This window comes from Dietzia sp., assembly GCF_036741115.1.
Classification (GTDB): domain Bacteria; phylum Actinomycetota; class Actinomycetes; order Mycobacteriales; family Mycobacteriaceae; genus Dietzia.
The window spans coordinates 1-13,837 of the sequence record NZ_DAINST010000072.1; the positions used below are offsets into that span (position 1 = coordinate 1).

Here is a 13,837-nt window from a genome sequence, read left to right on the forward strand (position 1 = left end):
ATGCCCGAGGGTCTCACCTACGGCTCGGGGGACAACGGCTCCTACATCGCGGCCATGCGCGCGGCGATGGGCAAGCGCATCTCGCTTTCCGGCTACCGCGGGAGGAGCTCGCAGCCGCCAGTCGCCCAGGTCGCGGACATCGCCGTGCGCAGCCGCATCGGCGATGTCGACGTGGCAGCCCTCGCCGCCAACGGCCGCATCGATCCCACCGACCCCGCCCGCGCGCGGGCGGAGGTCCGTCACATCGACGGGCGCACGTGGCGCGTCGACATGTCCTGGGAGTCCCTCCCGCCGCGCCCGGCCAGCTGCGGGGCGAAGCCCAAGAATGCCGGAACCTGGCACGTCGACGTGCTGGAGGAGCTCACCGGGAACTGATGCCGAAGCGCAGCTCCGGGCCGGGCCCACACCTGCGGGGACCCACGCCCGCGCCGCGAAGGCGGTGCAGCGATGAGCTGGTTCCACGGACCGGCCGATTGGGCCGAGGTCGAGCGCATCCTCTCCGGCAGGAGCAAGCCGCAGCCCGCAGAACCCGCCGCAGGCCGTAGCTCGGCGGGGCGCGCGAAGCGCTCGGGGACGTTCCTCCCGCCGGCAGCGGCAGCGGCAGCGGCACCGGCTCCCGGTAGCCCCGGCGCGGGAGAGCCAGGCGCGCCCGGCATACCCGGCACAGAAGAAACCGGCCCCGCCTATGCGGAGCTGCACGCACATACGGCCTACAGCTTCCTCGACGGCGCCTCGAGTCCCGAGGAAATGGTGGAGTCGGCGGTGGCGCTCGGGCTCAGCCACATCGCGATCACCGATCACAACGGCATGTACGGGGTCGTGCGTTTCGCCGAGGCCGCCGCCGAGCACGGCATCGCGACCGTGTTCGGCGCCGAGCTCACGCTGCCGGGCGAGGAGCACCTCCTCGTGCTCGCCCGAGGCAACGAGGGGTACAAGCGCCTCTCCTCCGCGATCGCCGCCGCGCACCTCCGCGGCGGGGAGAAAGGAGATCCCCGCTTCGACATCGACGAGCTCGCGGTCGCGGCCGAGGGGGACTGGCAGATCCTCACCGGCTGCAGGAAGGGGCGGGTGCGGCGCGCGCTCGCGGACGGCGGAACCGAGGCGGCGCGCGCCGCGCTGCGGGAGCTCGCGCGTCTCTTCGGGCACAGCAACATCGCGGTCGAGCTCACGTGGCACGGAGAACCCGAAGATACCGAGCGCTGCGACGCCCTCGCCGCGCTCGCGGCCGAGGAGGGCATGCCGATCGTCGCGACCACCGGCGCCCACTGCGCCGACCCCGCCTCGGCACGTCTCGCGAGCGCGCTGGCCGCACTCGGCGCCAAGGACTCGCTCGACTCGCACGCCTCGAAGCTGCCCCCGGCCGGCGGCAGCTTCCTCCGATCGGCAGTGGAAATGCGGGAGCTGTTCCGGAAATGGCCGATGGCCGTCGTCAACACGCAAGAGATCGCCGAGAGATGCGCCTTCGACCTGCGGCTGGTCGCTCCGGAGCTGCCGCCGTTCGACGTGCCCGCGGGGCACGACGAGGCGAGCTGGCTGTTCGAGCTGGCACTCAGGGGAGGGCGGCGCCGCTTTCTCGGCAAGAAGCACGAGCAGGAGGGGTACGCGCAGATCGAGAAGGAGCTCGCCGTGATCCGCGATCTCGGCTTCCCCGGCTATTTCCTCGTGGTCCACGACATCGTCGAATTTTGCCGTCGCGAGGCGATCCTGTGCCAGGGCCGCGGCTCGGCGGCGAACTCGGCGGTTTGCTTCGCATTGGGGATCACCGCCATCGACCCGGTCGGGGCGGGGTTGCTCTTCGAGCGCTTCCTCTCGCCCGAACGCGACGGCCCGCCCGATATCGACATCGACATCGAATCGGGGCGGCGGGAGGAGGTCATCCAGTACGTCTACGAGAAATACGGGCGGGGGCACGCCGCGCAGGTCGCCAATGTCATCACCTACCGAGGGCGCTCCGCCGTCCGCGACGCGGCCCGCGCCCTCGGCTACTCGCCGGGGCAACAGGACGCGTGGTCGAAGGGTGTCGACAGGTGGTCGGGACTCGGCGCCGAGAGCCGCGAACGCACGGAGGGCTCCGTGCCGGACGACGTCCTCGCGCTCGCCCGCCAGTTCGTCGGCCTGCCGCGCCACCTCGGCATCCACTCCGGCGGCATGGTGATGTGCGACCGGCCGATCGCCGAGGTCGTTCCCGTCGAATGGGCGCGGATGGAGAACCGCAGCGTGCTGCAGTGGGACAAGGACGACTGCGCTGCGGTCGGCCTGGTCAAGTTCGACCTGCTCGGTCTCGGGATGCTCACCGCGCTGCACGAGGCCATGGACCTCGCGCTGCAGCACAAAGACATCGACGTCGACTTCGCCGAGCTCGACCTCGCCGACCCGGAGGTCTACGAGATGCTGTGCCGCGCCGATACCGTCGGCGTGTTCCAAGTCGAGTCCAGGGCGCAGATGTCCACGCTCCCGCGGCTGCGCCCGCGCACGTTCTACGACCTCGTCGTCGAGGTGGCGCTCATCCGCCCCGGTCCCATCCAGGGAGGCTCCGTGCACCCCTACATCCGTCGCCGCAACGGGCTCGAGAAGGTCGTCTACGACCACCCGGCACTGGAGAAATCCCTCGGGCGCACGCTCGGGATCCCGCTGTTCCAGGAGCAGCTCATGCAGATCGCCACGGACCTCGCCGGGTTCACCGGCGCGGAGGCGGATCAGCTCCGCAGAGCCATGGGCTCGAAGCGTTCCCCGGAGAAGATGGCGCGGCTGCGCGAGCGTTTCTTCGACGGGATGCGCGTGCTCCACGGCATCGGTACCGGTCCGCCCGGCACACCGGAATCCATCGAGGTCGGGGAGAAGGTGTGGGAGAAGATCGTCGCCTTCGCCGCCTACGGCTTCCCCGAATCCCATTCGCAGTCGTTCGCCTCAATCGTCTACTACTCGGCGTGGTTCAAGCGGTACCACCCGGCGATCTTCTGCGCCGCCCTGCTCCGAGCGCAGCCCATGGGCTTCTACTCGCCGCAGTCGCTAGTCGCCGACGCCCGGCGCCACGGCGTCGTGGTGCACCGGCCGTGCGTCAACCGCTCGCTGGCGCTGGCCGAATGCGAGAACGGCGGCACAGAGATCCGCCTCGGCCTCGCCTCCGTCCGCGGCCTCGGCAAGGACGCCGCCGAGCGCATCGCCTCCGCGCGGGACTCGCACGGGCCGTTCCGGGACGCCGCCGACCTCTCGGCGCGTGCCGAGCTCTCGGTGCGGCACATGGAATCGCTCGCAACCGCCGGGGCGCTCGACGCGCTCGTCCGCACCGCGGATCCGCGCGCGAGCCGGCGGGCCGCGCTGTGGTCGGCGGCCACGGCGGCGCGCCATCGCGAGGGCATGCTCCCGGGGCTCAGCCAGGTCGAGGCGCCGGCCCTGCCGGGGATGAGTCTCGTCGAGCTCGCCACGGCCGATCTCGCGGTCACCGGGGTCACTCCCGATTGCTACCCGACGGAGTTCGCGCGCCCATTTCTGGATGACGGCGGAGTGCTGCCGGTTTCCGGCCTCTCCGGCGTGCCCGACGGGACCCGGATCAGGGTCGCCGGGGCGATCACCCATCGTCAGCGGCCGGCCTCGGCCGAGGGCATCACGTTCCTGTCGCTCGAGGACGAGACGGGGATGGCGAACGTCGTGTGCTCGGTGGGGCTATGGTCGCGGTTCCGGCCGGTGCTGTCCACTGCCCCGGCGATCGTGGTTCGCGGGGTCGTCGAGAATGCGTCCGGCGCCGTCAACGTGGTGGCGGACAAGATCGAGCGGCTCCACCTGGGCATGGCCATCGGGAAGAGCAGGGATTTCCAGTGACGACCATCAGAGAAGAGCCGCGACTACGCCCCACCGGCAAAGCCCTGCTGCCGCCACGCCTCGTACACGGCCACGGCGGCGGAATTGGAGAGGTTCATCGAACGGCGGCCGGCGAGCATGGGGATGCGCACGCGCTCGGTGATCCGCTCGTCGGCGAGCACCTCCGGGGCGAGCCCGGTCGGCTCGGGGCCGAAGAGGAGGACGTCCGACGGGCGGTACTCGACGGACGTGAACCACTGCTCGGAATGCGCGGTAAAGGCGAAGACGCGCGCGGGCAGGAGCGCGGCGAACGCGGCCTCGAGGTCCTCGTGGACCACGACGTGCGTGAGGTCGTGGTAGTCGAGCCCCGCGCGACGAAGGTGCGGCTCGCTGAGCTCGAAACCCAGCGGCCCCGCGAGGTGGAGCTCGCAGCCCGAGCCGGCGGCCATACGGATCGCGTTGCCGGTGTTCGGCGGGATGCGCGGGGAGTGGAACAGGACGCGCACCGGGCCGGAAGTCGAGGCAGGAGAAGTGTTCTCGGGCATCTAGACCACGTCCTTGCCGGTCGCGCCGGAGGGGAGCTCTGCCCCTGTTTTCTCCGCGCACGACTCGCAAAGAAGCACGAGGATTCGCGCTCCGCCGCGGTCGCGGTTGGCGAAGGTGTTGGTCGGGGCGCCGCAGTCCTCGCACTCGCCGAGCTGCGTGAACTCGGGATCGTCCCGCGGGCCGAACTCGACGTGCAGGCGCCGGTCGAAGACGTAGAGCGAGCCGTCCCACAGCCCGCCGTTGCCGTACTTCTCGCCGTAACGGACGATGCCGCCGTCGAGTTGGTAGACCTCGGAGAAGCCGCGGGAGGTCATCAGCGAGGAGAGCACCTCGCAGCGCACGCCGCCGGTGCAGTAGGTGACGATCGGCTTGTCCTTGAGCTCGTCGTACTTCCCGGAATCGAGCTCGGCGAGGAAGTCCCGGGTCGTGGAGACATCGGGGACCACGGCGTCGCGGAAGCGCCCGATCTTCGCCTCGTAGGCGTTGCGGCCATCGAAGAAGACCACGTCATCGCGGCTCGCGGCGAGCTCGTTGACCTCCTCGGGGGACAAATGCGTTCCGCCGCCCACCACGCCGCCGGCATCGACCTCTAGCTCATCCGGGGCGCCGAAGGAGACGATCTCGTCGCGGACCTTGACCGACAGCCGCGGGAAATCCTCGGCCGACCCTTCCGACCATTTGATATCGAGCTCACGGAAGGGCAGGTACGCGCGGGTCGCCTTGATATAGGCCTTGCAGTCCGCGAGCTCGCCGCCGACGGTGACGTTGATCCCGTCCGGGGACACGATGATCCGCCCGCGCAGCTCGAGCTTCTCGCACAGCGCCTGCTGCCAGAGCATGATCGCCGTGGGATCGGGGAGCGGCGTAAAGCAGTAGAAGAGGAGGATCTTGCCGTTGGCCATACATAAATACTGCTATGCCCGTCGCTTGTCGGGCGAATCCGCAGGGTGCGCGGTGAGTTCGGCGAACCTGCAATAATTGGGCACGTGACTGCGATCAAATTGGACGGCAAGCTGACCCGCGACGAGATCGTCGCCGACCTCACCACCCGCGCGGCGGCGCTCGCGGATAAGGGCGTCGTTCCCGGGCTGGCGACGGTGCTCGTCGGGGAGGACCCGGCGAGCGCTTCGTACGTGAAGATGAAGCACCGCGATTGCGAGCAGATCGGCATTCGGTCGATCCGCGTCGACCTGCCGGAAGACACCACCCAGGCCCAGCTCGAGGCGGAGATCGACCGGCTCAACGCCGATCCCGAGTGCACCGGCTACATCGTGCAGCTCCCGCTCCCCAAGCACCTCGACGAGAACGCGATCCTCGAACGCATCGATCCGGACAAGGACGCCGACGGCCTCCACCCGACGAACCTCGGCCGCCTCGTCATCGGCCAGGACGCGCCTCTGCCGTGCACACCGAACGGCTGCCTCGCGCTGCTGCGCCGTTTCGACGTCGAGCTCAACGGCGCCGAGGTGGTCGTCGTGGGCCGCGGCCTCACGGTCGGCCGGCCCATCGGCCTCATGCTCACCCGCCGCAGCGAGAACTCCACTGTCACCCTCTGCCACACCGGCACGCGCAACCTCGCAGCACACACCCGCAACGCCGACGTGGTCATCGCCGCCGCCGGCAAGCCACACATGATCACCGCGGACATGATCAAGCCCGGCGCCGCCGTCCTCGACGTGGGCGTCTCCCGAGTGGACGGCAAGCTCGCCGGCGATGTCGCCCCCGAGGTTTGGGACGTCGCCGGCTCCGTGAGCCCGAACCCGGGCGGCGTCGGCCCGCTCACCCGGGCCTTCCTTATGACCAACGTCGTCGAGCGCGCCGAGCGCCAGGCGGGCCTGCGCTAGTGTCCGCGGAGCGGGGCGTGGGTCGGCGCAGGAAGATCGGCCCCAGCAGTGACGTCGGGGCGCGCCATCGTATCGCCGTCCGCCGCCCGCCCCGGTTCTCTTTCCGGCGGATCGTCGAAGAATGGCCCATGGCGATCCTGCTCGCGGGGATCGTGGTCTCGCTCCTGCTCATGGTGTTCGATCGCTGGCGCCGCGGGGCGTTCGCGCTCGGTGCGGTCGCATTCATCGGCGCGGTCCTCCGCGCGTGCCTGCCGAGCACGCGTGTCGGTCTGCTCGTTGTTCGCTCCCGAGCCTTTGACGTCGTCTTCTATGTCGCCACAGCCGTGCTCGTCATCTGGCTCTCGCTGTCCGTCGACGCGCTCGGCACCGGTTAGCCGCTTCGCGACGACAGCTAAGCCCGCCGCGCCTCAGCCAGCTCCAGCGTCCGCGCGAGCAGCGGCCCGACTGTCTCAGGCGAAGTGAGGAACCCGTCGTGCCCGGCGTCGGATTCGATCACGGCCAGCGGATCCGCCTCGGGCAGGAGCTCGGCGATCTCGGCCTGCTGCCGCAAGGGATAAAGGCGGTCCGAAGTCACACCCCCGACCACGGATGGCACGTGGCATGCGCGGAGCGCGGCTTCGACCCCGCCCCGGCCCAGGCCGACGTCGTGGCGATTGAGCGCCTCGGTGAGCAGGACGTACGTGCACGCGTCGAAGCGCGATACGAGCTTCGAGGCCTGGTGGTCGAGGTAGGACTGGACGGCGTAGCGACCGGCGGGGCCGAAGCTCGCGCCACGCGGTTCCTCGCCGCTCTGGGGCCGGTTCTGGAAGCGCTCGTCGAGCTCCGGCTCGCTGCGGTACGTGAGGTGCGCGATGCGCCGCGCGATACCGAGGCCGCGAGCGGGGGAGCGGCCGGTGCCGTGGTACCCGCCGGCCTGCCAGTCGGGGTCCGAGGTGATCGCCATGATCTGCGTGGTCTGGATCCCGATCTGGTCCGCGCTCGCCCGCGCGCCGACGGCGAGCGCGCACGCGGCACGGACCCTCTCGGGGTGCCCAACCATCCACTCGAGCGTGCGGGCCCCGCCCATCGAACCGCCGATCACCGCGGCGAGGGTGCCGATCCCGAGCACATCGCACAGCGCGACCTCCGCCGCGACCATGTCGCGCACCGAGACCGCGGGGAAGCGAGCGCCCCAGTAGTGCCCGTCGGGGCTCAGCGAACTCGGCCCGGTCGTGCCTCTACATCCGCCCAGGACATTCGTAGAGATAAAGCAGTAACGATCGGTGTCGAGCGGGAGGCCCGGGCCGAGCAGGCCGTTCCACCAGCCCGGGGTGGGGTGCAGCGGATCGACCGGGCCGGACACGTGCGAGTCCCCGGTGAGTGCGTGCTCGATGAGCACCACGTTCGACCGCTCGGCGTTCGGCTCTCCCCACGCCTGTAGCGCGATCGTGACGGCGGGCAACGTCTCGCCGGAGACGAGCTCCAGCGCCCCGATCGGGAAATGGCCGAGCTCGCCGTTCCTCCCGGGAAGGGTAGGAATCGGCGAGTCGGCTTCTGTTGCGGGTCGAGACACGTGCGTTTCGGCCTTCGGTCGAGGATGGAGATGGGGGAACCGCGCCGCGAGCAGTGGAGCGGTTCCGTCGCTGGTCTAGAGCGTGGCGAAACCGAGCTCGAGGTCGGCGAGGATGTCCTCGACGCTCTCGATGCCCACCGAGAGGCGGATGGACGCCTGGGTCACCCCGGTACGAAGGAGGGCTTCCTCGGTGAGCTGCGAGTGCGTCGTGGTCGCCGGGTGGCACACGAGCGACTTTGTGTCGCCGATGTTGACCAGGCAGGAGTGCAGCTTGAGCGCGTCGATGAACGCCCACGCCTTGGCCGTGGTCTCGTCGGCGGACGTGCCCTCGGGAACGGCGAGGTCGAAGGTGACGATCGCTCCCGCGCCCTTGGGGGAGATCTCCTTCTGGGTACCGTGCCACTTCGAGGACTCGAGTCCGGCGTAGCGGACGTCTGCGACGTCGTTGCGGCTCTCGAGGAACTCGGCAACCGCGAGCGCGTTGGAGTTGTGCCGCTCGACGCGGAGCGACAGCGTCTCGAGGCCCTGCTGCAGCGTCCAGGCGTTGAAGGGACTCACGGCCGCGCCGGTGTCTCGGAGCAGCGTGACCCGCGCCTTGAGCGCAAGCGCCGGGGCGCCGAGATCGGCGTAAACCGCACCGTGGTACGCGGGATCGGGCTGCGTGAAGCTGGGGAAGAGGTCCTCGCCGTCGCGCTGAGCGCGCCAGTCGAACTTGCCGCCGTCGACGAGCACGCCGGCGAGAGATGTGCCGTGTCCGCCCAGGTACTTCGTCGCCGACTCGACGACGACGTCTGCGCCGAGCTCGATCGGGCGGATGAGGTACGGCGACGCGACCGTGTTGTCGACGACGAGCGGGACCTGGTGCTCGTGGGCGACGTGGGCGATCGCCGGGATGTCGAGGATGTCGTTGAGTGGGTTCGAAATCGACTCGCCGTAGAACAGGCGGGTATTGGGCTGGACCGCGGCCTCCCACGAGCGAGGGTCATCGGGATCCTCGACGAAAGTAGCGGTGATCCCGTACTTCGGGAGGGTGTGGCGCAGCAGCGTCTCAGTGCCGCCGTAGAGGCGAGGGGAGGCGACGACGTGCCCGCCGGCCTGCACGATGCTCTGGATCGCGGCAGTCTCTGCGGCCTGTCCCGAAGCGAAGAGGAGCGCGGCGACGCCGCCCTCGAGGGAGGCGATGCGGTTCTCCACGGCCTCCTGGGTGGGATTGGTGATGCGCGTGTAGATCGGGCCGAGTTCGCGGAGGGCGAAGCGGTCGGCGGCCTGCTCGGCGCTGTCGAAGACAAAGCTCGTGGTCTGGTAGAGGGGGAGGGCTCGTGCGCCGGTATCGCTGTCGACCGGCTGACCGGCGTGGACCTGTCGCGTCTCGAATGCCCAGTTCTCGTTCGAATTGTCGTAACCCATTGTTCGGACCCTTTCCTGTTCGGATATGTCGGGGTCCGCCCGCACAGATGTCCCGCGCCCGATAGGCGACATGCGCCCGGTAGGCGGGAAAAAGTGGTGTGCGGACCCGCGCTTGCATTCCATCGCCCCCGAAAGTGGAGCCGATGCAGCCAGGTCGTCTCCCGGGGCACCCCACCGCGGTGGAGGGTTGCCGCTCAGCCAGCCGGGGCTTTGCACTGAGTCTCATGACCTAGCGTCATGGTAGATCCACGATGCCCGGGAGTGCAACGAAACGGCTGCGGCGGCGCTGCGCCCGGCGCTGGTGTAGACCGGAGGGGAGGCGTTCGATCTCACGTGCGCGAGCCCAATGGGCTGGGCGTAAAGTGAGGATCGCGTCAATAAAAAATGCCATTAACGGCCGGCGGTGCACATGCCTCCGGTCGAAACCGACGCGCGAAGTGTTGCCTCTAGGCCCCGACCCTCTGGGCCGTAGTCGCCCCCACCTGGGCGAATGATGAGCGGAAAGCGAGACTTAATGTCCAAGATCAAGGTTGAAGGAACGGTTGTCGAACTCGATGGCGACGAGATGACCAGGATCATCTGGAAGTTCATCAAGGACAAGCTGATCCACCCGTATCTCGACGTCAATCTCGAGTACTACGACCTTGGCATCGAGAACCGTGACGCCACCGACGACCAGGTCACGGTCGACGCGGCGAACGCGATCAAGAAGCACGGCGTCGGCGTCAAGTGCGCGACCATCACGCCGGACGAGGCCCGCGTCGAGGAGTTCGGCCTCAAGCGCATGTACCGTTCGCCGAACGGCACGATCCGCAACATCCTCGGCGGCACGATCTTCCGCGCGCCGATCATCATCGACAACATCCCGCGCCTCGTCCCGGGCTGGACCAAGCCGATCATCGTCGGCCGTCACGCGTTCGGCGACCAGTACCGCGCGACCGACTTCAAGGCTCCCGGCGCCGGCACCGTGACCATCACGTACACGCCCGAGGACGGCAGCGAGCCGATCGAGCACGAGGTCGTCAAGCTGCCCGAGGACGGCGGCGTGATCATGGGCATGTACAACTTCAACAAGTCCATCGAGGACTTCGCGCGCGCCTCGTTCAACTACGGTCTGCAGCGCAACTACCCGGTGTACCTGTCCACGAAGAACACGATCCTCAAGGCCTACGACGGCCAGTTCAAGGACATCTTCCAGGACGTCTTCGACCGTGAGTTCAAGGCGGAGTTCGACGCCGCCGGCCTCACCTACGAGCACCGCCTCATCGACGACATGGTCGCCTCCGCACTCAAGTGGGAGGGCGGCTACGTCTGGGCCTGCAAGAACTACGACGGCGACGTCCAGTCCGACATCGTCGCCCAGGGCTTCGGCTCGCTCGGCCTCATGACCTCGGTTCTCCTGACGCCGGACGGCAAGACCTGCGAGGCGGAGGCGGCCCACGGTACGGTGACCCGCCACTTCCGCCAGCACCAGCAGGGCAAGCCGACCTCGACCAACCCCATAGCGTCGATCTTCGCGTGGACCCGCGGCCTCGACCACCGCGGCAAGCTCGACAACACCCCGGAGGTGCGCGACTTCGCCGCGAAGCTCGAGGACGTCGTCATCAAGACCGTCGAGTCGGGGAAGATGACCAAGGATCTCGCGCTCCTCACCGAGGGCGACCAGTCCTACCTCACCACCGAGGAGTTCCTCGCCGCGATAGACGAGAACCTGCAGGCCGCCTTCAACAGCTAGCCCGCACGCTCGCGCGTCTGCGCCACGAGAAGACACGCGCGAGCCACAAGCCGCCCCGGAGCATTGCGCTCCGGGGCGGCTTCGTACGTTCCCGGGGCAATGTGATCGGCACCTTCGCCGTTCGTCCCGGCGAGCGACGGTGCCGTGCGCTTATCGTGGCCTCATGCCGAAATACGCAGAAGAGAACAGGGTCGACCGCGAGGGGCTCGACGCCTTCCTCGGGCGTGCGCACCGCGCGGTCCTCATCACGCACAGGCAATCTGGAGGATTGCAGTCCTCGCCGGTGACCTGCGGTATCGACACCGAGGGGCGCGTCCTCGTCTCCACCTACCCACAGCGGGCCAAGGTCGCCAACATCAGGCGGAACTCCGCCGTCAGCCTGTGTGTGATGGAGGAGGCGTGGAACGGCGAGTACGTGCACCTCGACGGCTCGGCCGAGGTGCTCGACCTGCCGGACGCCCTCGAACCGCTCGTCGAGTACTTCCGCTCGATCTCCGGGGAGCATCCCGATTGGGACGAATATCGGGAGGCGATGGCGAAGCAGGGGAAGTGCCTCATCCGGATCGTGATCGAGCAATGGGGACCGGTGTCCTCGGGCGGCTTTCCACCCTCGTCCGAGGGCTAGGCGCCGGCGGGAAGAGGGCGGAGGCGCGCGAGGAGTGGTGCGTGTGACGAAAGTGAACACGAGTTCGGGTTCGCGCCGCCTGTCGCGAGGTTTCCGGACCATCGGCCACCTAAATGCAACCAAAGCAATATGTTTATGTGATGTTCCGTGATCTCCGTTATCGCGCGGCCCCGCGCTCTGCTTTCGTCGGTTTGTCCGTTCTCGCCCTCGCCATCGGGCTGCCTGCGGCGACACTCGCGGGACCGAACCCCGTGACCTCGTCCGTGGCCCCCGACCCCTCGGTGGTCCGTGCGGAAGACGGGTCTTTCCACGTCTTCGCCTCGTCCGACAACTGGGGCGACGGCGGCGGGGTGCGCGAACTCCCGCACTTCCGTTCCTTCGTCCTCGTTGAGTGGCAGTACGTCGGCGATGCGCTCCCGGCGGCGCCCACGTGGACGGCGCCGGGAACCAACCTCTGGGCCCCGGACGTGCACACGAATCCGGACGGCTCGCTGCGGATGTACTACACGACCGGCGGCGATTCGCCGTGCATCGGCATGGCCACGGCGCCGAGCGTCGACGGCGAATGGGCCGACCTCGGCCGCGCCATCGTGTGCAAGCAGGAGGGGTCGCCGCTCGACCCGATGGACCCCTTCGTCGACTTCTCGGGAGCAACTCCCGTGATGTACATGGGCAACTTCGAGGGCATCCACGCCGTGCGGATGAACGCAGAGGGGACCGAGCTCGCCGGCGAACCCGTCGAGGTCGCTGGCGAGGGCTCGGAAGCGCCCGAGCTGGTCCGCCGCGGGGACTCCAGCTATCTCTTCCTCTCCCAGGGAAACTGCTGCACCGGCGAGGATTCTCGGTACCACGTGGTTGCGGGCAGGAGCGCGGACCCGCTCGGCCCGTTCACGGACAAGCAGGGCACGGACCTGCGAGAAGGCGGCGGCGACACCGTCCTCGCCGGCAACGCCGCCTGGGTCGGCCCGGGGCACCCCGATGTGGTCACCGACGACCAGGGCCAGGACTGGATGATCTACCACGCCGCGCCCCGCGGGCAGGCGACGCTCCCCAACGGGATCCAGCGCCGCCAGCTCCTTGTGGACAGGCTCGACTGGGTCGACGGCTGGCCCGCGGTGGGGGCCGACGGGACCCCGTCGACCGAGCGGCCCACCGATCCGTCGGTGAACCTCCCGGTGCGGCTCGACCGCCGTGGAGATGCCACGCTCACCGACATGACAGGTGCGCCGACGCTCTACGTGCCGGCCGCACTGCGCTCCACAGGGCAGGCCTACGACGGCGTCGTCTGGGCGTCGATCACCGGCCCGGACAAGCAGCCCGTCCCCGTGCTCCTTCGCTCGGCACCGGGCGCGGACGCGGACTTCGCCTTCGGCGCGGACTCCCCGACGCTCCCGGCCTCGGTCGCCGCGGGTGCCTCCAGCGAGCCGAACTACACCGTGGTCCTTCCCGCGGGACTCGCGGAGGGCCAGTACGAACTGACCCTGTCGATCGGCCACGAGCAGGGGGCCGCCCAGGAGGCCGCGGTCTACGGGCTCAAGGTCACCGGAGCCGGCGTGCCCGTCCCCGATGCACTCGGCTCGCTTCCGCTCGGCTCGAGCGGCGGCGGGGCGCCCTTCGGCTCGTAGCGGGCCGGCCCGGGCCCACCCGGCCCGGACCGGCGGCGAAGCGCGCCGACAGGGGAGGCACGGATGATCGCCGTCACACACGGGTGGGATGGGCGGGTGGGGTGTGCGGACCTCGCTGGCATAGCTCTCCCCGGCCGCTCTAGCGTTGCCGGGTGACCGATACCCAGCCGCAGACTAGTACCCTCTCGCCACCGCGCCTCGCCATCGCCATCACGGCACTCGCGTTGGGCGGTTTCGGCATCGGCGTCACCGAGTTCGCGTCTATGGGCCTGCTGCGCGCGATCGCCGACGGCTTCGGGACCACCGAGGCCGAGACCGGCGTGGTGATCTCCGCGTACGCGCTCGGCGTCGTGATCGGCGCGCCGCTGCTCACCGTGGCCGCCGCGCGGGTGCCGCGCAAAACCCTTCTGCTCGGGCTCGTCGCGCTGTTCATCCTCGGCAACGGCGCCTCCGCGCTGGCCACTTCGTTGCCGCTGCTCACCGCCGCGCGCTTCCTCGCAGGCGTGCCGCACGGCGCGTACTTCGGCGCCGCGTGCCTCGTGGCAGCATCGATGGCGGGGAAAGGGCGCGAGGCCCGGGCGGTGTCGCTCGTGCTCCTCGGTCTGTCCGTCGCAAACGTCGTCGGCGTTCCGGGAGCAACCTTCCTCGGCGACAACGTGGGCTGGCAGTGGGCGTTCGGGGTGGTCGCGGGCATCGGGGCGCTGA

Annotated in this window: 11 protein-coding genes, 1 pseudogene and 1 riboswitch; of the genes and pseudogenes, 8 read left to right on the top strand and 4 right to left on the bottom strand. The window is 69.3% G+C overall.

All coding sequences use genetic code 11. The features are described 5' to 3' along the window. Positions 1-375 (top strand): annotated as a pseudogene (locus V7E05_RS11120) (sucrase ferredoxin); the annotation flags it as partial. A 72-nt stretch (positions 376-447) separates the two neighbouring features. After that, positions 448-3,819: an error-prone DNA polymerase gene (locus V7E05_RS11125; protein WP_333619721.1), complete on the top strand. Its 3,372-nt coding sequence runs from the start codon at positions 448-450 to the stop codon at positions 3,817-3,819. Positions 3,820-3,842: 23 nt separating this feature from the next. Here the strand turns inward: V7E05_RS11125 and V7E05_RS11130 are convergent, their stop codons facing one another. Together V7E05_RS11130 and trhO are read right to left on the bottom strand one after the other, a co-directional pair. Beyond that, positions 3,843-4,343 (bottom strand): tRNA (cytidine(34)-2'-O)-methyltransferase, encoded by a 501-nt coding sequence (locus V7E05_RS11130; protein ID WP_333619722.1) that lies wholly within the window; start codon positions 4,341-4,343, stop codon positions 3,843-3,845. After that, positions 4,344-5,246 carry an oxygen-dependent tRNA uridine(34) hydroxylase TrhO gene (gene trhO / locus V7E05_RS11135; protein WP_333619723.1) on the bottom strand — a complete coding sequence of 301 codons (903 nt, stop codon included), beginning with the start codon at positions 5,244-5,246 and terminating at the stop codon, positions 4,344-4,346. A gap of 84 nt (positions 5,247-5,330) precedes the next feature. Between trhO and V7E05_RS11140 the strand changes: the two genes are divergently transcribed. Together V7E05_RS11140 and V7E05_RS11145 are read left to right on the top strand one after the other, a co-directional pair. Beyond that, positions 5,331-6,188, top strand: a complete 858-nt coding sequence (locus tag V7E05_RS11140; protein WP_333619724.1) for a bifunctional methylenetetrahydrofolate dehydrogenase/methenyltetrahydrofolate cyclohydrolase — start codon at positions 5,331-5,333, stop codon at positions 6,186-6,188. A gap of 128 nt (positions 6,189-6,316) precedes the next feature. Beyond that, the gene (locus V7E05_RS11145; protein ID WP_333619725.1) at positions 6,317-6,562 is read left to right on the top strand and encodes a DUF3017 domain-containing protein; all 246 of its coding nucleotides are present in this window, start codon (positions 6,317-6,319) and stop codon (positions 6,560-6,562) included. A gap of 17 nt (positions 6,563-6,579) precedes the next feature. On the opposite strand, the gene metX is transcribed toward V7E05_RS11145, so the two are convergent. After that, positions 6,580-7,740 carry a homoserine O-acetyltransferase MetX gene (metX, locus tag V7E05_RS11150; RefSeq protein ID WP_333619726.1) on the bottom strand — a complete coding sequence of 387 codons (1,161 nt, stop codon included), beginning with the start codon at positions 7,738-7,740 and terminating at the stop codon, positions 6,580-6,582. A gap of 75 nt (positions 7,741-7,815) precedes the next feature. After that, complete coding sequence (locus V7E05_RS11155) at positions 7,816-9,147, bottom strand: O-acetylhomoserine aminocarboxypropyltransferase/cysteine synthase family protein (RefSeq protein WP_333619727.1); 1,332 nt, start codon at positions 9,145-9,147, stop codon at positions 7,816-7,818. 103 nt (positions 9,148-9,250) lie between these two features. Continuing rightward, positions 9,251-9,377: riboswitch (SAM riboswitch) on the bottom strand. A gap of 284 nt (positions 9,378-9,661) precedes the next feature. On the opposite strand from V7E05_RS11155, the gene V7E05_RS11160 reads away from it, so the two are divergent. The 4 genes from V7E05_RS11160 to V7E05_RS11175 form a co-directional block, all read left to right on the top strand. After that, a complete protein-coding gene (locus V7E05_RS11160) occupies positions 9,662-10,882 on the top strand; it encodes an NADP-dependent isocitrate dehydrogenase (protein WP_333619728.1) in 1,221 nt (406 codons plus the stop codon). A 163-nt stretch (positions 10,883-11,045) separates the two neighbouring features. Next, the gene (locus V7E05_RS11165; protein ID WP_333619729.1) at positions 11,046-11,507 is read left to right on the top strand and encodes a PPOX class F420-dependent oxidoreductase; all 462 of its coding nucleotides are present in this window, start codon (positions 11,046-11,048) and stop codon (positions 11,505-11,507) included. A gap of 191 nt (positions 11,508-11,698) precedes the next feature. Then, positions 11,699-13,132, top strand: coding sequence for a family 43 glycosylhydrolase (locus V7E05_RS11170; protein WP_333619730.1), 1,434 nt, complete (start codon positions 11,699-11,701; stop codon positions 13,130-13,132). Positions 13,133-13,284: 152 nt separating this feature from the next. Further along, a partial coding sequence (locus V7E05_RS11175) for an MFS transporter (RefSeq protein WP_333619731.1) occupies positions 13,285-13,837 on the top strand: 553 nt, incomplete at its 3' end.

Bases quoted from the DNA above. Each gene is read 5' to 3' on its own strand.
- V7E05_RS11165 (WP_333619729.1), top strand. From the start codon at position 11,046: ATGCCGAAATACGCAGAAGAGAACAGGGTCGACCGCGAGGGGCTCGAC.
- V7E05_RS11125 (WP_333619721.1), top strand. From the start codon at position 448: ATGAGCTGGTTCCACGGACCGGCCGATTGGGCCGAGGTCGAGCGCATC.
- trhO (WP_333619723.1), bottom strand. From the start codon at position 5,246: ATGGCCAACGGCAAGATCCTCCTCTTCTACTGCTTTACGCCGCTCCCC.
- V7E05_RS11155 (WP_333619727.1), bottom strand. From the start codon at position 9,147: ATGGGTTACGACAATTCGAACGAGAACTGGGCATTCGAGACGCGACAG.
- V7E05_RS11160 (WP_333619728.1), top strand. From the start codon at position 9,662: ATGTCCAAGATCAAGGTTGAAGGAACGGTTGTCGAACTCGATGGCGAC.
- V7E05_RS11145 (WP_333619725.1), top strand. From the start codon at position 6,317: ATGGCGATCCTGCTCGCGGGGATCGTGGTCTCGCTCCTGCTCATGGTG.
- V7E05_RS11130 (WP_333619722.1), bottom strand. From the start codon at position 4,343: ATGCCCGAGAACACTTCTCCTGCCTCGACTTCCGGCCCGGTGCGCGTC.